At 71.5% G+C, this 21,724-nt stretch carries 20 protein-coding genes and 1 other RNA gene; 3 read left to right on the top strand and 18 right to left on the bottom strand.

Translation table 11 applies throughout. From position 1 onward, the window contains the following. Nucleotide 1 precedes the first annotated feature (1 nt). From panB to YWY_RS0119255, 15 genes are all read right to left on the bottom strand, one after another. Nucleotides 2–898, bottom strand: coding sequence for a 3-methyl-2-oxobutanoate hydroxymethyltransferase (gene panB / locus YWY_RS0119320; protein WP_051310432.1), 897 nt, complete (start codon nt 896–898; stop codon nt 2–4). A gap of 198 nt (nt 899–1,096) precedes the next feature. After that, entirely contained in the window at nt 1,097–1,861 is a 765-nt protein-coding gene (locus YWY_RS0119315) for a helical backbone metal receptor (RefSeq protein WP_028848967.1), read from the bottom strand. A 5-nt stretch (nt 1,862–1,866) separates the two neighbouring features. Continuing rightward, nucleotides 1,867–3,330: an RNB domain-containing ribonuclease gene (locus YWY_RS0119310; protein ID WP_245566737.1), complete on the bottom strand. Its 1,464-nt coding sequence runs from the start codon at nt 3,328–3,330 to the stop codon at nt 1,867–1,869. Continuing rightward, on the bottom strand, nt 3,330–3,530 hold the full coding sequence (locus YWY_RS0119305) for a hypothetical protein (protein WP_028848965.1): 201 nt from the start codon (nt 3,528–3,530) through the stop codon (nt 3,330–3,332). Before YWY_RS0119305 ends, YWY_RS0119310 begins: the two co-directional genes overlap by 1 nt. 77 nt (nt 3,531–3,607) lie before the next feature. Beyond that, nucleotides 3,608–4,585, bottom strand: a complete 978-nt coding sequence (locus tag YWY_RS0119300; protein WP_028848964.1) for a hypothetical protein — start codon at nt 4,583–4,585, stop codon at nt 3,608–3,610. Nucleotides 4,586–4,632: 47 nt separating this feature from the next. Beyond that, nucleotides 4,633–5,631, bottom strand: a complete 999-nt coding sequence (locus tag YWY_RS0119295; protein WP_028848963.1) for a C40 family peptidase — start codon at nt 5,629–5,631, stop codon at nt 4,633–4,635. A gap of 3 nt (nt 5,632–5,634) precedes the next feature. Then, nucleotides 5,635–6,219, bottom strand: coding sequence for a hypothetical protein (locus YWY_RS0119290; protein WP_028848962.1), 585 nt, complete (start codon nt 6,217–6,219; stop codon nt 5,635–5,637). Nucleotides 6,220–6,223: 4 nt separating this feature from the next. Further along, nucleotides 6,224–8,281, bottom strand: coding sequence for a hypothetical protein (locus tag YWY_RS0119285; RefSeq protein ID WP_028848961.1), 2,058 nt, complete (start codon nt 8,279–8,281; stop codon nt 6,224–6,226). Beyond that, nucleotides 8,278–11,217: an ATP-binding protein gene (locus YWY_RS0119280; RefSeq protein WP_028848960.1), complete on the bottom strand. Its 2,940-nt coding sequence runs from the start codon at nt 11,215–11,217 to the stop codon at nt 8,278–8,280. The genes YWY_RS0119285 and YWY_RS0119280 overlap by 4 nt, the downstream gene beginning before the upstream one ends. Before the next feature lie 3 nt (nt 11,218–11,220). Then, the gene (locus tag YWY_RS22945) at nt 11,221–11,721 is read right to left on the bottom strand and encodes a hypothetical protein (RefSeq protein ID WP_084609367.1); all 501 of its coding nucleotides are present in this window, start codon (nt 11,719–11,721) and stop codon (nt 11,221–11,223) included. 13 nt (nt 11,722–11,734) lie between these two features. Further along, a complete protein-coding gene (locus YWY_RS0119270; protein WP_028848959.1) occupies nt 11,735–12,007 on the bottom strand; it encodes a hypothetical protein in 273 nt (90 codons plus the stop codon). 349 nt (nt 12,008–12,356) lie between these two features. Next, an RNA gene (gene rnpB, locus YWY_RS23465) (RNase P RNA component class A) lies at nt 12,357–12,746 on the bottom strand. 126 nt (nt 12,747–12,872) lie between these two features. Further along, on the bottom strand, nt 12,873–14,042 hold the full coding sequence (locus YWY_RS0119265) for a bifunctional RNase H/acid phosphatase (RefSeq protein ID WP_028848958.1): 1,170 nt from the start codon (nt 14,040–14,042) through the stop codon (nt 12,873–12,875). Between the two features lie 10 nt (nt 14,043–14,052). Then, nucleotides 14,053–14,790, bottom strand: coding sequence for a zinc ribbon domain-containing protein (locus tag YWY_RS0119260; protein ID WP_028848957.1), 738 nt, complete (start codon nt 14,788–14,790; stop codon nt 14,053–14,055). Further along, entirely contained in the window at nt 14,787–15,632 is an 846-nt protein-coding gene (locus YWY_RS0119255; RefSeq protein WP_028848956.1) for a Nif3-like dinuclear metal center hexameric protein, read from the bottom strand. The genes YWY_RS0119260 and YWY_RS0119255 overlap by 4 nt, the downstream gene beginning before the upstream one ends. Nucleotides 15,633–15,763: 131 nt before the next feature. Here YWY_RS0119255 and YWY_RS0119250 point away from each other — a divergent pair, with 131 nt between their 5' ends. The 3 genes from YWY_RS0119250 to YWY_RS22935 are packed head-to-tail and all read left to right on the top strand — an operon-like array spanning nt 15,764 to nt 17,989. Further along, nucleotides 15,764–16,243 (top strand): low molecular weight protein-tyrosine-phosphatase, encoded by a 480-nt coding sequence (locus YWY_RS0119250; protein ID WP_038045559.1) that lies wholly within the window; start codon nt 15,764–15,766, stop codon nt 16,241–16,243. Continuing rightward, nucleotides 16,240–17,034, top strand: a complete 795-nt coding sequence (locus YWY_RS22940; protein WP_425426148.1) for a fructosamine kinase family protein — start codon at nt 16,240–16,242, stop codon at nt 17,032–17,034. Before YWY_RS0119250 ends, YWY_RS22940 begins: the two co-directional genes overlap by 4 nt. Before the next feature lie 16 nt (nt 17,035–17,050). Further along, on the top strand, nt 17,051–17,989 hold the full coding sequence (locus tag YWY_RS22935; protein WP_084609366.1) for an SURF1 family cytochrome oxidase biogenesis protein: 939 nt from the start codon (nt 17,051–17,053) through the stop codon (nt 17,987–17,989). A gap of 52 nt (nt 17,990–18,041) precedes the next feature. On the opposite strand, the gene nudC is transcribed toward YWY_RS22935, so the two are convergent. Genes nudC through YWY_RS0119225 form a run of 3 tightly spaced genes read right to left on the bottom strand, consistent with a single transcriptional unit; the run spans nt 18,042 to nt 21,699 of the window. Beyond that, nucleotides 18,042–19,049 carry an NAD(+) diphosphatase gene (gene nudC, locus YWY_RS0119235; RefSeq protein WP_028848954.1) on the bottom strand — a complete coding sequence of 336 codons (1,008 nt, stop codon included), beginning with the start codon at nt 19,047–19,049 and terminating at the stop codon, nt 18,042–18,044. Then, nucleotides 19,046–20,419, bottom strand: a complete 1,374-nt coding sequence (locus YWY_RS0119230) for a M16 family metallopeptidase (RefSeq protein ID WP_425426147.1) — start codon at nt 20,417–20,419, stop codon at nt 19,046–19,048. The genes nudC and YWY_RS0119230 overlap by 4 nt, the downstream gene beginning before the upstream one ends. Further along, the gene (locus tag YWY_RS0119225) at nt 20,416–21,699 is read right to left on the bottom strand and encodes a M16 family metallopeptidase (RefSeq protein ID WP_028848952.1); all 1,284 of its coding nucleotides are present in this window, start codon (nt 21,697–21,699) and stop codon (nt 20,416–20,418) included. The genes YWY_RS0119230 and YWY_RS0119225 overlap by 4 nt, the downstream gene beginning before the upstream one ends. Between the last annotated feature and the right edge of the window lie 25 nt (nt 21,700–21,724).

Genomic DNA, 21,724 nt, shown 5'->3' with positions numbered 1-21,724 from the left:
GTCAGTGGAACTCGTGCTCGGGACCGGGGAAGTTCCCGCTCCGCACGTCCTCGGCGAATGCCTTCGCCGCTTCGGTCAGCACGCCCGCCACGTCGGCGTACCTCTTGACGAACCGCGGCACCCTGCCGCGCCGGAGACCGGCCATGTCCTGCCACACCAGCACCTGCGCGTCGCAGTGCGCACCCGCGCCGATGCCGATGGTGGGGATCGTCAGCTCGTGGGTGATCTTCTTGGCCACCTCGGCGGTGACCATCTCCATCACCACGGCGAACGCGCCTGCTTCCTCCAGCGCCTTGGCGTCGGCGAGCAGCTCCTCACCGGCCTTGTCCCGGCCCTGCACCCGGTAACCGCCCAGCGCGTGTTCCGACTGCGGCGTGAAACCGATGTGCGCCATGACCGGGATGCCTGCCGTGACCAGCGCCTTCACCTGCGGGGCGATCGCCCGGCCGCCCTCCAGCTTCACCGCGTGCGCCAGGCCTTCCTTCATGAAGCGCACGCCGGTGGCCACGGCCTGCTGCGGGCTCTGCTCGTAGGAGCCGAACGGGAAGTCGGCCACCACCAGCGCGCGCTTGACGGCTCCGCTGACCGCGCGTACCAGCGGGATCAGCTCGTCCACCGTGACCGGGAGCGAAGTGGCGTGCCCGTAGACGTTGTTGGCTGCCGAGTCGCCGACCAGGAGTACCGGAATGCCCGCCTCGTCGAAGATCTGGGCGGTGTACATGTCGTACGCGGTCAGCATCGGCCACGGTTCACCGCGCTCCTTGAACTCGCGCAGGTGGTGGATGCGGATCCGTTTCGGCAGCGTGCTGGTGCCGGTGGACGAAGATCCGGTGCCGTACGGCGCGGGCTCCTCGGCCCGGTTCGGCACCGCGGCAGTTGTCGAGGTGTTCGCGGGCATGACATCCGTCCTTCCTCGAGGCCCTTGTCGGGTCCCCGGGTCGTGACCGAAATGCGCCGACGCCGCTTCACCGCCTGGCCGCCACCGGAGTGGTCGGCCGGCGTCCGCCGCGTCGTCGCGGGGTTGTTGCCCGTTCAGCGTGGCACCGCTGCGGCCCCCGCGCACCCACCATGGGACCAGAGTCACATCCGGAATCGATCACCCGCGCAGCGCGCGGTTCAGCGCTTCGTGCGCTTCCAGCAGCGACGGCCCGTACCAGGTGAGGTGACGGCCACTGACCAGCGCGTACGGCACACCGGGGAAGGCATCGGGTCCGTCCTCGTGGGTGAACTTCCACGGTTCGTCCGGCAGCACCAGCAGGCTCGCCTCGCCCGCCTGGAACCGCCCGCGCAGCTCCTCGAGCTTCGGCCGGGGGTAACGCTCGCGGTGGTCCGCGTAGGCGTGTGCGAAGCCGAGCCGGCGCAGCACGTCACCGCCGAAGGTGTCCCGGCCGAGCACCACCCACGGTTTCCGCCACACCGGCACGATCACCGTCCGTTCCACCGGCGGCACCTCGGCCCACAGCTCCTCGGCCTGTACCAGCCAGTCGGGCTCGGCCAGCCCGAACGCCTGGGTGAGCAACCTGCGCAGCGATCCGAGTGCCGCGGGCACCGTCGCCGGTGCCTCCATCACCCACACCGGGATGCCGTCCGCCCGCAAGCGGCCGACGTCCTCCGGCCGGTTCTCCTCCGAGTTGGCCAGCACCAGGTCGGGCCGGATCGCGCGGACGCGCTCGACGTCGGGGTACTTCGAGCCGCCCACCCTCTCCACCGGCAGATCGGCGGGGTGCGTGCAGTAGTCCGTCACCCCGACCAGCAGCCCCGGCCTGCTGGCTTCCAGCGCCTCGGTCAGGCACGGCACCAGGGAGACCACCCGCTCCGGCGTCTTGCGCAACCGGACTTCCTCACCCAGATCGTCGATCATCGGCGTCAAGCCCTTTCGAAACTCACCGTGCGCCGGTCGACGTCGACATCGACCAACCGGACAGCCACGCGCTGCCCTTCCGTCATCCCGGTCGCCGGGCACTTCGCCAGCACCGGCGGATCGTCCAGCAGGATCTCCGCCTTGCCCTTGCGCGGCTCGTGGTCGCCGCCGCCCGGTTCCGCACCCCGGGCCTTGTCGTCGTCCGACCCGTGGTTGCCGTCGACCCGCAGCACCACCGCCTCGAACGTCTCCCCCACGCGCGGCGCGAGCAGCCAGACCTCGGCCAGGTCGATGCAGGCTCGTTCCACCCGCCCGGCCAGCGTGTCCGAGGCCGACATCACCTCGGGCAGCCTGGGCAGCGCGGCCTTGACCCACTCCGGCACCTCCCGCCCGGCGTTCACCGCCAGGCAGATCTCCGTGCCGTATCGGTCGACCAGGCGCCGGATCGGGGCTGTGACGTGCGCGTACGGTCCGCCGATGCCGGCGTGGCCGTCTTCGGCAGGGGGCGTGCCGTCGAACGCGGTGTAGTCGGCACCGCGCAGCAGCCGGGTGGTGTCGGAGAACAGGGCGAGCGATTCCGGCCGGTCCGGGTCCAGGCTGGCCAGCATCTTCGCCGTGTCCGCGCCGTCCGGCCACGGAATTCCCAGCGCCTGGGCGGAACGCTGCAACCAGCGCACCGCCTCCGGCTCGGCGTCCGGCAGAGTGCGCAAAATGCCGACCCCGGCCTCGAGCATGATCTGCGCCGCGCACATGCCGGTCATCAGCGAGATCTCCGCGTTCCACGCGTCGACGTCCCCGCGTGGGCGCAGCGTGATCGACCAGCTGCCGTTGCCGTCCGGGACGACCTCTTGCTCCGGCAGCTGCAGCTCGATCGCTCCGCGCTGCACGGCCAGTTCGCGGCGCAGCGGCCCGAGCTCGGCGAGCGCGCGCACAGGTTCAGGAGCCGAGTCGGTGGCGAAGGCGCGTTCCACCGTTTCGTAGTCGTACTGCGCGGTGGACCGGACCAGAGCGCGGCGTACGTCGACGTCGACCGGCTGACCGTGGGCGTCGGTGTCGATCGTCCACAGCACGGCCCGGCGGACTTCGCCGGGCAACAGGCTGGCCGCCGACTCGGACAACGATGGCGGGTGCAGGGGCACCGAACCGTCCGGCAGGTAGACCGTCTGCCCGCGGGTGCCTGCCTCCTGGTCGAGCGCGCCTTCCGGCCGGACGAACGCCGCCAGGTCGGCGATCGCGTAGTGCACGCGGAATCCGCTCCGCCGCCGCTGCACGGCGAGCGCTTGATCGAGGTCCTTGGCGCCGGGCGGGTCGATGGTCACCAGCGGCAGATCCGTGGCGTCGGCGAGCGGCTCCGGCCCGGGCCGGTGGGCGGCTCGGGCGGCCTCCTCGGCCTCGGTCAGCGCCGCGGCGGAGAACCGTGCGGGCAGGTCGAACTCCTCGCGGATGGCCGAGAAGTCCGTACCAGCCACTAGTCGCCGTCCCACTCCCGATCGGCCCGGTCGGCTTCCTCGGTGCGCCTGCGGGCGATCTCCAGCGCCCGGCGCGCCGTCTCCTCGTCCGGGTACGGCCCGAGCAGGTCGATCGACCGGGACCGCTTGAGGTGCTCGACCTGACCGGTGCGGGTGTTGTAGTACCAGCCGCGGTCGGGATCAGGGTCGTCGTTGGTCATGGCGCGCTCCTCGTCCGGGCCCTTTGCCGACCACCTTAGCCATCGTCGCGGCATGACGCTGGTCCTCGCGGCGACGATCACCGGTCCGGCCGGTACGGCCGCTCGGTCGGCTCACCGGTCGGTCCGAACTCGAACGGTATGCCTCCGGGTGGAGTCTGGGGTGCGGGCACCACCAGCCCGTTCACGCCGCCGGGCGGAGTGTTCGGCGCAAAGCCACCCGGCGGGGTGTGCGGAGCGAATCCGCCCGGTGGGGTGTTAGGGGCTGCGACACCCGGTGGGGCCGCCGGGACGCCGCCGGGTGGCGTCCCCGGACCGCCGGGCACCCCGTTCGGCCCGGTGGACGCGGCGCTGTCCTCCGCAGGCCGTCCGGACCGCGCCGATGCCCCCGACGGCGGATTGCCGCGCGACGGGGCCGCCTGATCGTGCTGGGCGGGGCCCCGCTTCGGCTGGTCCTGACCGGCGGGCGCGAACGACGGCGGTGGTTCGTGGTGGGCCTTGTTCGGGACCGGCTCCCACACCGGCTCGGGGCCGACGTTCATCGCGGCAGGCCCGGCCTCGGCGGCCGGGTGCGCGCGGCGCGACTGGATCGGGTCCAGACAGGTGACCAGCACCCAGGTCTGTTCCGGGTTCTCCACCTTGCGACCGTTGCGCTCCCGGTAGACCAGGTCGCCGTTGCTGTCCATCTCCACCAGGTATCCGGCCTCGGCGAGCTGTTCCTCGTCCAGGTTGACCAGCAGCTCCTCCCGGGACGGCAACACCCGGTAGCGGGGCCAGTCGAGGTGCTGGTGCATGTGCTGGAACTGCGCCAGCACGGCGGCGGCCTGGTGCTGCCAGGGCAGCGGCATCTGCTCGGCCAGGGCACGCGGAAGGACGATGTAGTCCTCGGTCACGCCGGGCCCGCCCAAGCTGAGCTGATCGGCCAGCGGGGTGCTCGACGCGGGCGGGCCGGATGGCCGCGGCAGCGGGGCAATGGCGTACGAGCTGCGCGGATCGAACGGCTGCGACTGTGGCTTGCCGCGGCGGGCCTTGCCGCGCTTGCCGAAGAGTTTCGCCATGGTCAGCCGCCTCGTCGTCGTGTCGGTGCGCTTTGCTCTTGCTGTCGTTATACCCCGGGCCGCACCGCGACAGGCAGCAACTCGGGCTCGTTGAAGTCGATTTTCCTGGTGTGCACCGGGACACCGCTCTGCTGTGCCTCGACGATCCGCCCGTTGCCCAGGTACATCGCCACGTGGTGAATGGTGGCGGGGTTCGACTTGTCGTAGGCCCAGAACACCAGGTCGCCCGGTTTGGCTCGCTCGATCGGGAGCATCGCGCCCGCCTTGTACTGATCACGGGACACACGCGGCAGGGTGATGCCGGCCGCCTCGTAGGCGCGCAGCATCAGCCCGGAGCAGTCGTAGGCGTTCGGTCCGGTGGCACCCCACACGTACGGCTTGCCGCGCTGGGAGAGCGCGAACTCGATCGCCTTGGCCGCCCTCGGGTTGGGCGGCAGCAGGTTGCCGGTGCCGCGGCCGCACCCGCTGGCGTCAGAGACCTTGCCGAGGTTTTCCACCAGGTAGACGGCCATCGCCTCCCACCGGTGGTAGCGATCCGGGAAGGCCGACCGTTCGACCGCCTGGGCGGCGTCGCCGGGGCGCATGCTCTCCCAGTTCGGCACGCCCTGGAGCACGTTGTAGAACTTGTTGATCGCGTACTCGGGGTCGGTGACCTGCGCGGGCGTGCCCCAGCCCATCGACGGCCGCATCTGGAAGATGCCGAGCGAGTCCCGGTCGCCGTAGTTCAGGTTGCGCAGGCCCGACTCGGTCATCCCGGCCTGGATGGCGATCTGCCATGCGCGCGGGCTGAGATCGCGCTCCTTGCCGATGGCGATGATCTGCTGCACCGTGCGCAGCTGCTCGTCGTCCAGCTTGCTCGCGGCCGCCGCCCCGGCCTGCCGGTCGCCGGGATTGGTCGGGCCGATCATCGCGTCGCAGCTGGCCGGAGCAATGCCCTGGGCGGCGGCCCGCTCGCTCTGCGACACCACGTCGACGACCATCACCACGCTGGTGATCAGTGCGAACAAGACGGCGAGGCAGCCACCCATCAGGACGCCGGCGCGCACGTCTCATTCCCCCTCGGTGTACTCGTTGACGCGCCAGCCGTCCGGCCTCTTGATCACCGTGATCAGCAGCGTCGGGCCGTCGGTGGGCACGCGAACCTGAACCGAGCTGCGGGTGCTGTGCACCGGGCGCACCGTGCCGGTGACCTTGGTCGCGGGGATGTTGCGCAGGTCGACGGTGCGCAGTTGCGGCAGGTACTCCTCGGTGGTGAGCGGTCGCAGCCGCGCCAGCCACTTCGCCTTGGTGGTACCGCGGGGGTGTTCGACCCATGCCTCTGCCCACTTGCGGGCCGCCAGCAACGCCTCCGAGGCGGGCGGCGCCGACTTCGGGGTCAACGGCGACGCCGTGAGCCTGGTCTCGGTCACCTTGGGGGTCGTGGTCGTGGTGGTCTGTTCGACCGTTCCCGCGGTGTTCCTGGGCTCCTGCTGGCCGGCCTTGCCCGGCAGCACCTTGGGCAGCAGAAAGCCTGCCGACGCGATCAACGCCACCAGCACGACCACCGTGGCGATCAGGTGCTTCGGCGACCGCAGCGGTGCGCCCCAGATGCGCCGGTAGACCGCGGCCCGGCCCCTGTTGGTGCGGATCGGCATCTCCTCACCTCACCACCGCATCCGTGTCACGAACGGCCTGCCGGACCTCCAGGCCGCGGGAAGGCCGGTACAGCACGTAGACGGGTTTGCCGTTGACCAGTTCGGGATCCACCCGGCGCGGTTCCGGCCGATCCGGCGGGCTCATCGCCGCGGCGGCGCTCACGTACGGCTGCGCCTGCCTGCGCGGCGGCTCCACCTGGGGGGCCTGCGCCTCCGGCTGGTAGCCGTTCGCCGAGGACGCCCCGAGGATCCGCGAAGGCACGACCACTTGCTCCGCGTCGAGATAGCCCCGGCTGACCGGCTGGCTCGGGATCCGGGGCTCCCACGCCGTGGTCACGTCCGGCCGCCGCGGCGCCTGCGGCAAGGCGGCGCGGACCTGCTGGGCGCTGCCCCCGGTGGGCGGCCCGGTGAAGGCCATCCTGGCGGCGTCCGGGGTTCCCGCAGCGGCCAGGGCCTTCCGGCCGTCCAGGCGCTGCGCCGTCGCGGTGATCATCTGGCCACCGCCTTCCGGCCGCAGTCGGCGCCCGGACGCGGTCGCGGTGCCCAGCGCTCCCGGCGCCTCGACCGAGGTGTCGTCCATCGCACGCACGTTCTGCCAGAACTCGTCCTGTGGCGACGGCCCGTCCGGCTTGCGACGGAACCGCGACAGGAGGCCGGGCGATGCGGGCAGCGCGGAGCCCACGGCCCGCGTGGTGACGTCCACCATCTGCCACAGGCGGCGCACCGGGCGGCCGACGACGAACATCAGGATGGTGACGATGCCCGCGATGGCCACCTGGGTCAGCATCGACAGCGTTCCCGAGGCCGCGAAGATGGCGTTGAGCAGCAGCGCGTGGATACCGGCCAGCACGGACAGCACGACGAGGTTGAACGCGACCGTGCCGACCACCTTGCCGACTTTGCGCAACGTGTCGTGGTGCAGGATGGCGATCAGGCCGAGCAGCGGCGCGGTCAGCGTGAGCAACCGGATCAGCACCTGCGCCAGCAGCACCGCGGCCTTCGCCAGCAGCTGGAACAGCGAGTACGCCATGCTCTGCAGCAGCGCGATGAAGCCCGCCCCGGTTCGCGAGCCGTCCTCGCCGGTGAAGTAGCCCGCCGCCGGTCCCAGGTCGTTGGCCACCCGCTTGAACTCGGCGTTCTTCTGCCGGATGACCGCCTCGTCGCCGTCGTCGCCACGCGCCATCTCACGCCAGGTGAACGCCTGGGCGTCCAGCAGGGCCCTGCCGTGCTTGCGCGCTTCCCGGGAATCCACCTTGCCGAACTCGCCACGCAGCCAGTTCTTGTAGACGATCTCCCGGTGCAGGTTGGTCGGCAGCACGTGCCGCACCACACGCTCCTCGGACTCGTCGACGAAGCCGGCCTGGATGCCGGTGGTGGTGCGCACGATGGCCCGGTCCACGTCGTCGATGTACGACAACAGTGCGAACGACGACGACGCCAGCCACACTGCCCCGATGGCGAACAGCGCCTTCTTGCTCACCGTGGCCAGATCGCCGTTCCAGATGTGCCGGAACAGCCAGATCGCCAGCAGCAGCGCGGCCAGCCCGAAGAACTGGACGTAGATGTTGTTGTAGACCGCCTCGGTGCCCTTTTCGATCGCCTTGTAGATGGGATCGAACAGGCCACCTTCCATCACCGTGTAGTGCAGGCCGTTCGTCGCGCCGACGATGACCTTGGCGACGTTGAACAGCTGATTGCCCGCCCAGGTGTCCAGCGTGGTGTTGGCGTCGGTGACGCCGGACAGCGGCCCGCAATCGGTCTGGTAGACGTGCCACACCATGCCGGCGTAGCCGTAATCGCGGTAGGCGCTGCCCTTCTCCCCTCGCGCTTCGGCCGAGTCCAAGGCGCCGACCATGCCGGTGCCGGGACGCTCCGGGTTGGGCGGCTCACCACACTGCTGCGCCATCGCCGGCGTCGCGCCCAGCACGACGTTGAACGCCAGGATGGCGATCACCACCACCAGCGCACGCGAGCGGGGTGTGCCGGTCCTGGCGGCGCGGCGCGCCGCCCGGACTGCGGCAACGGCGGCGACCAGCGCCACCGTGACCAGCAGCCCGGTCATGCGGCATCCCTGCCGGGCCCGCCGGACTCGGTCCGGCCGACCTTCGCGTGAGCCTGCTCCGGACGTGCTTCGCCTTGGCCTGCGCGGACCGCACCGTTCTCCGCCACGGCCTCGACCTGGATGGCGTCCTCGGACAGACCCAGCTCGCGCTCCGCCGCGCGCTCGAAGTCCTCGTCCGCCACCGGCGGCGCAGGCTGCTGCGCCGCCGCCTGCGTGCCCTGCTCGGCGGGCGGCTGGTCCTCGCGCACGGGCGCAGCCGCCCTGGGCATGGCACCCGGGGTGGTGTCGAGCGCCGCGCGCAGGTGATCAAGATGCGGACCGGAGAAGTCGACCCGGATGCGCTCGATGCCACCCGCGCCGTCGTTGAAGATGAACTGCCGCGGCTCCCGGTCGCGTTCGGTGGACCGGGCAGCGCCCGGCCTGCGGCCGAGTGCCGCGATCACTTGCTCGTACCCGACGCCCACCGGCACCTTGAGCAGGCGCAACGCGTCCGCCTGGACTTCCTCGTCGTCCAGCCTGCCGACGAACACCGAGTCGAGGAGCGAGACGAAGCCCTGGATGCGCAGGAAGTCCGCTGGCACCTGTGAGCTGAGCAGCACTCGCACATTCCACTTACGGGAGTCACGGGCGAAACGGTTCATCAGGACCCGTCCGGTCGGCACCTCGGACAGGAAGAACGCCTCGTCGATCCAGACGCCCTTGCGCTCCTCCTTCGGCCGCTCGTACACCGACCGCTGGGTGAGCCAGGCCGCCAGATTGAGCATCTCCACACCGAGGGCTTCGGCGTCGGTCCAGTGCTCCCGGCCGACGCCGTCCTTCGGCAGCGTCAGCCCGGCCATGGTCAGCACCGTCAGCCGGTCGTCCCGCGCACCGGAGTACGGGTCGTCGTCGTCCGACTCCGGGATCAGCAACGTCATGCGCTCACGCAGCTCGTCGAGGAAGTCGGCGACCACCACCGCGTGGTCGTGGTGCTCGCTGGCGTCCCGGCGCAGCGCGTCGATGACCTGACCGGGGTTGGCGTCGTACCGGCCGCCAACCGCGCGGACCGCCCGCAGCAGCACGATGCGCGTTTGCGGCAACCTGGCCACTTCGTACGGCAGCACACCGGTCAGCACGTCCAGCACCAGGCGCCTGCGGGTGGCGCCCGCCAGCGCGCACTCACGGCGCCAGGCGCGCTCCGGATCCTCCTCGTCCATGAAGTGTTCCAGCTGCGGCTCGGCCACCACCCGGTACGGGTTGAGGATGCCCGGCTGGGCGTTGAGCAGGTTGATGGGCCGGGCGAACGGCCGCAGCTCCGGCAGGTCGCACAGCGCCGACAACGGACCGGACGGGTCCAGGATCGTCCAGTGCGCCCCGGACCGCAGCGTCTTGTACACGATGCCGCCGCCGAGGAACGACTTCCCGCCACCCAGGCCGGCCACCATCGCGGTCAACCCGGACCCGTCCCTGACCTCCTGGGCCATCCACGGGTCCCACGCCACCGGGCGGCGAGTGGCCGTGCACGTCTCGCCGAGCAGGATGCCGCGCCGGTCACCGACCTCGGCGGTCGCCGTGGGCACCGCGGCGGCGGCCCACACCACCGAGCCGCGCCGCTTGTACGCACTGGACGCGATCGGCTCGCCGGGGATGAACTCCCTGGCCAGCGCGTACTGCGCCTCGGGGTGCTCGATCGCGATCTTCGGCTTGTACAGCTCGAGCAGCTGCTGCGCGTACCGCAGCGCCTCCCGCTCGGTCTGCCCGGAGACCGCCAGCCGCCACCACGAGTACACCCTGGTGGCCAGCGCGGTGAAGCCGGAGGTCATCTCGTCGTCGATCTCCAGCACCCGGGACGCCTGGCGGGCCAGCGACTGCGGCGGCTCCAGCTCGTGCTCCTCGGTGTAGTGCTTGACCTGGGAGCGCACCTTGTTCATCTGCCTGCCGAGCTCGCCTGCGACCTCCTCCGGCCTGCGCACGTAGATCCGGGCGGACCACTCGACCGGGACCGGAAGCCGGTCGGCGTGCTGCACCCAGGGGTCGTCCACCTCCGGGATCTGCAGGCCGTGCATCTGCCCGACGGTCAGCACCACGACATGGCTGCTCACCCCGGCGTTGGACCCGGTGCGGCCGCGCACCGTCAGCGTCGGCGCATACGGCTCGGCGTAGAAGTCCGCCGCATCGGTGAACGAGGCGAGGTCCTCCGGCTCCCACGAGGTGCCCGGGACGGCGGGCATGCTGCGCGGCGCGGGCAAGCCCAGCGCACACGACCGGTGCATCAGCCAGGACATCTCCGCCGCGGTGGCCGGCCGACCTTCCAGCCCTGGGCCGCCGATGATCTGGTCCAGGTGCTCGATCTCGGAATCGAGCGCGATCAGCTCGGCGTCGACCGCCTCCGGCAGGATCTTGCGCAGCAGCGGCGCGGTGCGCTCCACCACCCGGTCCACGGTGCTGCGGGTCTGCACCTGGACGCCGAGGTAGACCTCCTTCTCGGCCATCGAGCGACCGAGCACCTGCTGCTGCTCGCCGATCAGGTAGTCGTCGAACGACAGCGCGCCCGGCACGTCCGGCAGCCGGTTGATCGCGTTGTGCACGTGCGCCTCGGCCCACATGCGGATCGGGTACGGGCGCGTGGTGACGCGCAGGTGCAGCCAGCGTCCCTGCAGTTCGGCGTACTGGCCGGCGATGGCCGCGATCAGGTCCCGGCGCTGCGCGTCCGACCGGAAGGACCACCGCTGCGGGGCGAGCCGGTACCAGGCATAGATCTCTGTCGACGTGCGCACCAGATGCCCGTCGATACTGCGGGCTGCGATCGACGGGGTGTAGGCGGGAATCTGCGCCTCACCCGGAAGCCGGCTGCTCTTGCGCCGCGCGGTATGTCTGCGCCCGGACTTGCCGCCCGAGCGCTGCCGTGGCGCCGGCTGCCCGGGGTCACCCCCTTGCCTCTTGCCGCGGCCGAACACGCGCTACCTCCCTGCCCACATCTGCTGCTGACCCCACTGCGGATAGTGCGACTGCTGACGGTGGTAGTGGTACTGGGTCGCGGGTACCGGCCCGCGGTGCGAGACCGGGGCCGCGGGACGCCGGGCGGTCTTGGGCCGCGGGCGCGGGCGCTCGGCACGCACCCGCACCTTGCTCGCGCTGACCGCGCCGCCTTCCCCGGACACCCGCTCCCGTGGTGTGTTCAGCTCGCGGAACGCCATCACCAGCACGGATCCCAACGGGCGCTCGTGCCCGATGCGCGAGGTGATCAGCCGGGTGATCGCGATCGTGATGACGACTGCCCACGCCGTGGAGAAGAACCCGAACTTGATGCCCAGCTGCCGTTCGGCCGTGAGCACCAGGAGGAACACCACGGCCCCCACGCCCCAGGCGACGTAGCGCGCACGCCAGGGGAAGGTAGCCTTGGGCGGCCCGAGCCACACCGCGTCGACTCGGTACACCTCGTCGTCGGTTCGTATGCGCACTCAGATCCCTGCTTTAGCCCGTGAACAGACCGGAGAGCCACTCTCCGATGTCCACCCCGGCGCCGGACACCGCGAACCCGATGATGGCCAGCGCGACCACCACGCCGCCCACCCGGCGCATCACACCGGCGTTGTCGCCCTTCCCTCCGCCGATCCACAGCAGCAGTACGGCCACGGCGAGCAGCAGCAACGGAACGACGTTCTCCTGCAGCCACAGCTGCAGCCCGCCGGTGCTGATCTCCTTGCCCTGCGCTACCACGTCGGCCAGGGTGGTCATGGTGCTCATCGTGAACTCCGTAGTGCGAGGAGTGTGTCCAAGCGGAGCATCGCACGTGCCCCGCTGCCGGTCCAGGTCGTCAGGGTCGCCAGTTCCGTCACCTAAGGTAGCCTTCCGATCCCGTTCTGTTAAGTCGTCGGCCCGCTCGAGCTGCTCGTCATCACTGCATTGTGACGACCCTCAGGCCGCATTCAATAGTGCGGACCACACCGCCACCATCAGCATCGGAGCCCGGAAACCACTGGATCGGAGCAGCACCTCCTCCCGCGAGCGGGCCGCGCGGTGCCCGCCGCGACATGCCGTCGCCCACCTGTCTCACCACCTCGCCAGTACCGAATCCGATACGGAGAGTAGCGGGCGGACGAGTTGGCATGTAAGCCGGATTCTGTACCCGAAGGTGTACTTCGGGTGGCGGCCATCCATCTGGGCCTGCCGTCGCCGACAGGCTCTAGCGGCCTACCCGCGAGCAGGACGGGCCGCCCTGTCGCTCGCGCAGGCGCCCTGGTGGGCGCCCTCTTGGCCTTGCTCCGGGTGGGGTTTACCGAGCCGCCCCGGTCACCCGGGACGCTGGTGGTCTCTTACACCACCGTTTCACCCTTACCTGAGCACCGGGCCCAGGCGGTCTGTTTTCTGTGGCACTGTCCCGCGGGTCACCCCGGGTTGCCGTTAGCAACCACCCTGCCCTGCGGAGTCCGGACTTTCCTCGACCGGGAGGAGCGCTCCCGGCCGCGGCCGCCCTGCCAACTCGTCCGCTACCTCAGAGTACGAGCCGGGCGTCCGGATGGTTCATTCCGGTCCGTGTCGCGGACCGACCGAGCGTCCGGCCACCCGCCGCGGGGCGCACCGGCCGCTGCACCGAACAGGCCGAGCCGGGCTACTCCAGATGGGCGGTGTCGTTGACCAACCGGACGCAGGCGTGCCCGTCCGGGTAGAACTCCACGACCGACAGGGAAGCGATGTCCAGGTGCAGCCGGAACATCAGCTCCGGCCCCACGTTCAGCGCCATCCGCAGCAGGCACTTGATCGGCGTGACATGCGTCACGACCACGATCGTGCGGCCGCCGTAGCGGGCGAGCAGCTCGTCGCGTGCCCGGCGCACCCGCCCGTGGACGACGTCGAAGCTCTCCCCGCCGGGCGGGGCGACGGAGGTGTCGCCCAGCCAGGCCGCGTGCAGCTCCGTGTCGCGCGCGGCCGCCTCGGCGAACGTCAGGCCCTCCCACTGCCCGAAGTCGGTCTCCAGCAGGCCGGGATGCTGTTCCACGGTCGAGCCGAGCGCGGCCGCGACCTGTTCGGCGGTGGCCACCGCCCGGGACAGCGGCGAGCTGATCACCGGCACCGGACCGTCGGGGGCGTCCTCGCCGGTGCGCCACCTGGCGGGGTTCATGGCGGCGAATCGCTTGGCCGCGGCTTGCGCCTGCGCCCGGCCGTGGTCGGTCAGCGGCACGTCGCCCCGCCCGCTGTACCGGCGCTCCAGCGACATCGCCGTCTCGCCGTGCCGCAGCAGGAACATCCGCGTCGGTGCGCCTTGCGCGCCGGTCCATTGCGCAGGCGCGGGCCGGGAATCCGCCTCGGTGGAGGCCGTCTCCAGCGGGATCATGGTCTGTTCCGGCTCGGGCCGCCGCTTCTCCTGCCGCGCGGACCCTCCCGCGGACTGGGAGTCCATGGCCTGATTGGCCAGCCGGTCGGCACGCGCGTTCTGCGCCCGCGGCACCCACTGGTAGGTCACCTCGTCGAACCGTGCCGCGAGCTGCCGCGCCTGCCCGGCCAACGGCTGCAGCGCCGGGTGCTTGATCTTCCACCGGCCGCACATCTGCTCGACGACCAGCTTGGAGTCCATCCGGACGTCCACCCGCGTCGCCCCGAGTTCGGCCGCGGCCCGCAGGCCTTCGATCAACCCGGTGTACTCGGCGACGTTGTTGGTGGTCACCCCCAGGCCGCCCTGCCGCTCGGCCAGCACCCGCCGGCCGTCGGCGTCCAGCACCACAGCACCGTAACCAGCGGGCCCCGGGTTGCCGCGGGACCCGCCGTCCGCCTCGACGATCACCTGCACGTGGTCACAACCCCGATTCGGCGGTGCGCACCAAGATCGCGCCGCAGTTGTCGCACGTCACGACCTCGTCGTCGGCCGCGGCCTTGACCTTGGACAGCGCCACCCGGTCCAGTTCCAGCTGACATGCCCCGCAGCGCCGGGCGCGCAGCAGGCCGGCGCCTCGGCCGCGCGCCTGCCGCACCCGGTCGTACCGCTCGACCAGCTGCGCGGGCAGCTCCTCGCGCAGCTTCGCCCGCTCCGCCTCGCACTTCTCCTCCGTCCGCGCCAGCTCGGCCTGCGCGGACTCCACGGCGGCGCGCGCCTCGGCGACCTCCTGCTCGGCGGCCGCCACGGCTTCGCCCGACTTGCGCTCGTTGATGCCGACGGCTTCCCGTTGCTCCATCAGCTCGAGCAGGTCGTCCTCCAGCGTCTGCTGCCGCTTCTGCAGCGTGCCGATCTCGTGCTCCAGGTCGGTCAGCTGCTTGGCGGACACCGAGCCGGATTCCATCAGCTTGCGGTCCCGGTCGGCGCGGGCCCGCACCGTCTCGATCTCCCGCTCCCGCCGCTTGACCTCGCGGTCCAGATCCGACGCCAGCATCTGAGCCTGCACCAGCGCGTCCTGCGCGGACCGCAACGCGGCCGCGCGCTCGTCCAGCACCTGTTGCTCGGGCAGATTCTCGCGCCGATGCCGGACGCGGTCCAGCTCACCGTCCAGCTCGGCCAGCTCGAGCAGCCGGGCCTGTGTCGCCGGATCAACCTTCACTGCGCCAATCCTCCCTGCTCGCCTGCCGCTCCGCGGATCGTCCACGGGTCGGTGTTGCGCCGCGAGACGTGAACTTCGACGGTACCCTCGCACGCCGCCCGGATGACGCCTGCCGCCTGCTCGCACCACGGCCATTCGCTGGCCCAGTGCGTGACGTTCACCAGCGCGGGCACGTCGCCGTCCGCGAGGTGCTCGCTCGCGGGATGGTGCCGCAGATCCGCGGTGACGAACGCATCGACACGCGCAGCGGTGGCCACTCCGAGATAGGAGTCCCCCGCGCCGCCGGACACGGCGACGGTCCTGATCACCCGGTCCGGATCCCCGGCGGCCACCACTCCCGGCTCGGTCGGCGGCAACGCGGCGGCCACCCGGGCGGTGAACTCCCGCAGCGTCATCGCCTCCGGCAGCTCGCCGATACGGCCGATCCCGACCGGCTCCTCCGGGGTGGCCAGCGGGTGCGTGTTCAGCGGGCGCAGCTCGGTCAGCCCGATGGCTTCGGCCAGCGCGTCGGACACCCCGGGGTTGGCCGCGTCCGCGTTGGTGTGGGCGCAGAACAACGCGATGCCGTTGCGGATCATCCGGTGCACCAGCGAGCCCTTGCGGGTGTCCGCGGCCACCGAGTTCACCCCGCGCAGCAGCAGCGGATGGTGCGCGACGATCAGCTGGGCACCGAGCTGTTCAGCCTCGGCCACGGTGGCACGGACCGGGTCGACGCACACCAGCACGCGCTCCACCTCGTCGTCCGGGTCGCCGCACACCAGGCCGACCGCGTCCCACTCCTCGGCCAGCTCCGGGGGGTAGGCGGCCTGCAGAACTCCGATCAGTTCACGGACCTTCGGCATGCCGGCGATCCTCGCACAGCCGCTCCCCGGGGGCGCGACGGCTGCCCGCCTGGTCACCACCCGTGTGCCCGCGGCCTCATCCGTGCAGGCGACGCCGCCCAGCGGCGGGACCACTCTCTAGGCTGGCAGGCATGCCAGATCGTGACGCGCGCCTTTCGGTCGTCTTCGTCTGCACCGGCAACATCTGCCGCTCCCCCATGGCCGCCGCGGTGTTCAGCGAGCACCTGCGCCGCGTGGGCCTGGCCGACCGGGTGCGGGTCAGCAGCGCCGGGACCGGTTCGTGGCACGTCGGCGAGCCCGCCGACCCACGGGCCGTCGCGGTGCTGAAGGAACACGGCTACCCGATCACGCACACCGCAGCACAGGTCGGTCCCGAGCATCTGTCCGCGGATCTGCTGGTGGCGCTGGACTCCGGGCATCTGCGCAGCTTGCGGCGGATGACCGAGGACCACGCCCGGATTCGCACGCTGCGGTCGTTCGACCCCGCCGCGGGCGACGACGCCGACGTCCCGGATCCGTACTACGGCAGCGACGACGGCTTCACCGACGTGCTGGAGATGATCGAGGCGGCCATGCCGGGACTGATCGACTGGGTGCGCGAGCGACTGTGAGGGTGGAACAGCTGCCCGACGGGCGTCGCGTGGTGGTCAAGCGCGATCCCAGCGCGCAGGCCGAAGCGGCCGGGCTGCGCTGGCTGGCGGAATCCGGTGACGTGGCCGTGCCGGAGGTGCACGCCGTAGACGGCGACATGCTGCAGACGCAGTACCTGCCGCCGTCGAGCCCGACCGAGGCGGCTGCCCGTGAGTTCGGCGCCGGGTTGGCAGCGCTGCATCTGCGTGGCGCGGACGCATTCGGCTGCCCCCCGCCGGGAGGTCCGGCCGATGCGTGGATCGGGCGGGCCCGCATGCGTAACGAGCCGCGCGAGGACTGGGCCACCTTCTATGCCGAGCTGCGCGTCGAGCCGTACTTGCGGCAGGCGCGCGACAGCGGGGCGTTGAGTTCCGGACAGGCCGCGGTGATCTCCCGGGCGTGCGACGTGCTGCGGGAAGCCGCCGGAGAAGAAAGCGCAGCGGAGCCGCCCGCCCGGTTGCACGGCGACCTGTGGAGCGGCAACGTGCACTTCTCCCAAGGGCGCGCGTGGCTGATCGACCCCGCTGCGCACGGCGGGCACCGGGAGACCGACCTGGCCATGCTGCAGCTGTTCGGCGCTCCCCACCTGACCGTCATCCTGGCCGCGTACGCCGAAGCGGCTGCACAGGCGGGCGCCCCGCTGGCCGACGGATGGCAGGAACGGACGCCGATGCATCAGCTGTTTCCGCTGCTGGTGCACACGGTGCTGTTCGGCGGCGGGTACGCGGCGCAGGCCGAGGCCGCCGCCCGGCGGACACTCGCGCTGGCCTGAGCCGTACGGTGGAATCGTGCGGTTGAGGTTCCTGCTGCAGCCCAGCTGGCTGGCGTTGACGGTGGCCGTCTTCGCCTTCGCCGCTGCCTGCTTCACGCTGCTCGCGCCGTGGCAGCTGGGCAGGCACGACGAGCGCCAGGCCACCAACGACGCGCTGCAAGCCTCGCTGGAGGCACCGCCGCGCCCGTTGGCCGAGGTGCTGCCCGGCGGGGCCGCGCCGGACTCCCGCACCCAGTGGAGCCGGGTGACCATCACCGGCGAATACCTGCCGGAGCACGAACTGGTCGCCAGGCTGCGCACGGTCAACGGCCAACCCGCGTACGAGATCCTCGTCCCGCTGCGCACCGACGACGGGGAGCTGGTGCTCATCGACCGCGGCTACGTGGAACCCGGGGACGATGCACAGTTCGCGAAGTTCCCCCCGGTGCCGGAAGGGCGGGTCACCGTCCAGGCCAGGGCGCGCATCGACGAGCCTCCGACCCGGCCTGCCGAGCCGCGCGGCGAACAGCTGCACGTCTACGGGGTCGGCTCCACGGTGGCGGAGCGGGCCACCGGCCTGGATTTCCGGCCCGGCTACTTCCAGCTGGAACGCAACCAGCCCGGCGCGCTGGAGCCGTTGCCGCTGCCGCAGCTGGAGTCCGGTCCGTTCCTGTCCTACGGCATGCAGTGGATCGCCTTCGGGGTGATGGCGCTCGTCGGCTGGGGGTACTTCACGTGGCGGGAGCTGAAGCCGGGCGGCGCCCTGCACGAAGCCGGTCAGCGGCCACGACGGAAGACGGTGGCCGAGATGCTGGCCGAGGACGACGAAGACACCGGAGAACGCGAAACCACCGAGGCACGCGAAGGCGCCGAGGCCGCACCAGGCGGCGAACAGCCCGCAACCCGCGGGCACCGGGCCAGTTCCGGCGAGGCCGGCGCCAGCGGTGCGGACACCACGAACGCGACCTCGCGCTGACGGTCCGGCAGCACGACCGCGCCGAGCACGGGTCGTCTGCGGGCACGCATTCTCACGGCTCCGCGGCCGCCCACGACTCCAGCATCAACCGGGCGATGGACGAGTTGGTGGGCAGCCGGAGCTCGGCGTCCCCCTCCTTCGGCGGCCGGTCCGCCCTGGCGAACGCGTCCCGGATCTCGTCCCTGGTGAACCAGCGCGCCGTCTCGATCTCCCCTTCGGCAAGCTTCAGCGGGGCGTCCCGATCGGCACGGGCGGCGAAACCGAGCATGATCGACCGCGGGAACGGCCACGGCTGGCTGCCGAGGTAACGCACGTCCCGCACGGTGATGCCGACTTCCTCCCTGATCTCCCGGACCACGCAGGCTTCCAGCGACTCACCTGCCTCGACGAACCCGGCCAGCACCGACCGGGCTCCCGCCGGCCAGCCCGCCCCGCGGGCCAGCAGCACCCGCTCGCCGTTGACGCCGACGTCGTCGTGCACCAGGCAGATGACCGCCGGATCGGTGCGCGGATACTCCTCCCGGCCGCATCCGGTGCAGCGCGAGGCCCAGCCGGCGTGGACGATCTCCGTCGCAGCGCCGCACCGGGCGCAGTGCGCGGCGCGCCGATACCAGCTGCGCAAGGCCAGCGCGGTGGTGAACAGGCCCGCCCCGGTGTCGTCGAGATCGTCGCCGTACTCACGCAGGCCGACCCATCGTTCCCCGTCGGCGAGGATGTGAGTCACCGCCACGCCGAAACGGCCCGGCACCTCGACGACCTGCCCCTCGGGTTCCGGAACGTCGAGCACCGCCCAGTAGTCGGCTTCCGGCGACCGGCCGAGAAAGATCGCACCCTCCGGTGGCTCCGGCGCGATGTCCATGGCTTTGCGGAGCGCCAGACGGCCGTCGTCCTCCAGTACCGGGGTGCGGCCACGCTTGTCCAGCACCAGCACCCGAGCGGTCGGCCACCCTTCGCGAAGGGCATCGCGGTCCTGCCGGAGCCACTCGCTCCGATCCACCGTCACCCGCGCCAGCGCGGGCACGCTGTGCAGCCGGAACGGCTCGGTGCTGCCCGCGGTCACGGCAGGACGACTCCTCCCAGTGCCGCCAGTCCGTCGGTGAGCGCGTCCGGGTCACCGACCACCACGCCGGTGAACCGCTCGGGGGCGAAGAACTCCCGTGCCGCCGCCACCACCTGCTCGGTGGTGACCTGCTGCAGCCGCTGCGGGTGGCCGGTCAGCCAGTCGACCCCGAGCCCCACCCCGGTGAGCGCGGCCAGCTGCGAGGCCAGCCCGGTCTGCGACGACGTGGAAATCAGCAGCGAGCCGACGGCGTACTGGCGCACCGCGGCGACCTCCTCCTCGCTGGGCGGGACGACCCGCAGCCGGGTGAGCTCGTACCGGGTCTCCATCAGTGCGGCCGCGGTCACCTCGGACGCGGTGTCCGCGTCGATGTCCAACGTCGCGGTCTCCCCGGTGAACTCGAAACCGGAGTGCGCGCCGTAGGTGTAGCCCTTGTCCTCCCGGATGTTCTCCACCAGCCGCGAGGAGAAGTACCCGCCGAAGACCAGGTTGGCCAGCTGCAACGCGGCATACCGTTCGTCGGTGCGCGGCACCGCCTGAGCGGACAGCCTGATCTGCGACTGCACCGCACCGGCACGCGGGACCAGCAGCACGTCGCCACCTTGCACGTCCGGAAGCGGCTGCAACGGGGTGGTTTCCTTCTCCGACGACCAGCCCCCGACCGCGGCGACGACGTCGTCGACCACCTTCTCCGGGTCCAGATCGCCGACCAGGACCAGCACCGACCCTCTGGGCAGCACCGCGGCCGCATGCAGCGCACGCACCGCGTCCGGATCCACGGTGGCCACGTCCTCGGCCTCGGGCATCTCGCGCACCACCGGGTGGTCGCCGTAGCGGCGTCGCTGCAGGGCCTCCCTGGCGATCACCCGCGGCTGGGTGCGGGCCACCGCGATCCGCTCGGCCAGCCGTTCCCGCTCCCTGGCCACCTCGTTGTCCGGGTAGGTGGCGTCGATCAGCACGTCGGCGAGCACGTCCAGCAGCGTCGGCAGGCCTTCCGCCAGCGAGCTGCCCGACACCGACAGCCGCTCCGGGTCGACCGCGGTGCCCAGCTCGCCGCCGATGAGCGCCAGTTCGGTGTCGATCGCCACCCGGTCCCGGCGCGTGGTGCCGGTCAGCAGGGTCTCGGCCAGCACCTCCGCCCGCGCCGAGTGCAGCGGGTCGGTGCCGCCGAACGGGATGCGCAGCCGCAGCTCCACCGTCGGCACGCTGGCGTGCCGCACCGCCAGCACCCGCAGTCCGTTCGGCAGCACCGTGTCCACCGACGCCAGGTCGGCCGCCGGGCGCTGCTCGCCCAGCTCCGGCACCGGTCGCGGGCCGAGGGTGGTGCGGCCGATCTCCTCGGCGCTGCGGTACGACTTCGCCACGGTCACTGGTCCTCCTGCTGGGTCCGGGGTTGCACCAGAAGCACGGCACGGGAATCGGGCCGGAGCGCTTTGGCGGCGGCGGAGACGTCCTCCGGGGTCACCGCGCCGAACTTCTCCGGCAGCTCGTACATCAGCCCGGCGTCGCCGTAGAGCAGTTCGAGCGAGCCCAGCGCAAGCGTGCGCGACATCAGCTTGTCGTGCTCGCCGTGCAGGTTCGCTTTCCACCGCGCAGTCACCTTGGCCAGCTCCTCGGCCGTCGGCGGCGTCGCGGCCAGCTTCTCCAGCTCGTCGTCGACCGCGTCCAGCACCTGCCGGTCGGTGACCTCGGCCGGGTGGATCGCGGTGATGGAGAACGTGTCCGGGTCCCGCGCCTCGAACGGCCCGAACAGGCCCGCGCCCGCGCTGATGTCGGTGACCAGGCCGTCCTTGTGCACCAGCCGCTGCTCCAGGCGGGAGCCGTCGCCGTCGGTCAGCACACCGGCCAGCACCAGGTGGGCCAGGTAGGCGTCCAGCTCCCCGATCGGGTCCGGCATCCGGTAGCCGATGGCCAGCGCGGGCAGCGGGGCGTGGTTGTCCACGTGCGTGCCGCGCTTCTCGGTCTCCGGCCGGGGCTCGGCGAACGACGGCCGCTCCGGCCGCGGCCGGGCAGGCACGTCACCGAAGTGCTTGACCACGAGGTCCTTGGCGTGCGAGACCTCGAAGTCCCCGGCCACCGTCAGCACCGCGTTCGACGGGGCGTAGTAGGTGTCGAAGAACTCGGCACAGTCGTCCAGCGTCGCCTGCTCCAGGTCGACGAAGTCGCCGTAGCCGTTGTGCGCGTTCGGGAACGTCTCGTACAGCACCGGGGGCAGCCAGATCCACGGGAAGCCACCGTAGGGGCGGTTGAGCACGTTCAGCCGGATCTCTTCCTTGACCACGTCGATCTGGTTGGCCAGGTTCTCCGCGGTGAGCTTCGGTGCCCGCATCCGGTCGGCTTCCAGGAACAGCGCGCGCTCCAGCGCCGCGCTCGGCAGCACCTCGTAGTAGTCGGTGTAGTCCGGGTGCGTCGACCCGTTGAAGATCCCTCCGCTGCCCTGCACGTGCCGGAAATGAGCCAGCTTCTCCAAGCTCTCGCTGCCCTGGAACATCAGGTGCTCGAACAGGTGCGCGAAACCGGTGCGCCCTTCCGGCTCGGAACGGAAGCCGACGTCGTAGTGCACGCTCACCGCCACCACCGGCGCGGCTCGATCCGGCGCGAGCACCACCCGGAGGCCGTTGTCGATGGTGAACTTTTCGATCTGCCCCACGGTTCTCCTTCGCATCTTGCGGTTT

It is taken from the genome of Thermocrispum agreste DSM 44070, assembly GCF_000427905.1.
Classification (GTDB): Bacteria; Actinomycetota; Actinomycetes; order Mycobacteriales; family Pseudonocardiaceae; genus Thermocrispum; species Thermocrispum agreste.
This window is presented reverse-complemented; position numbering and strand designations above follow the sequence as displayed.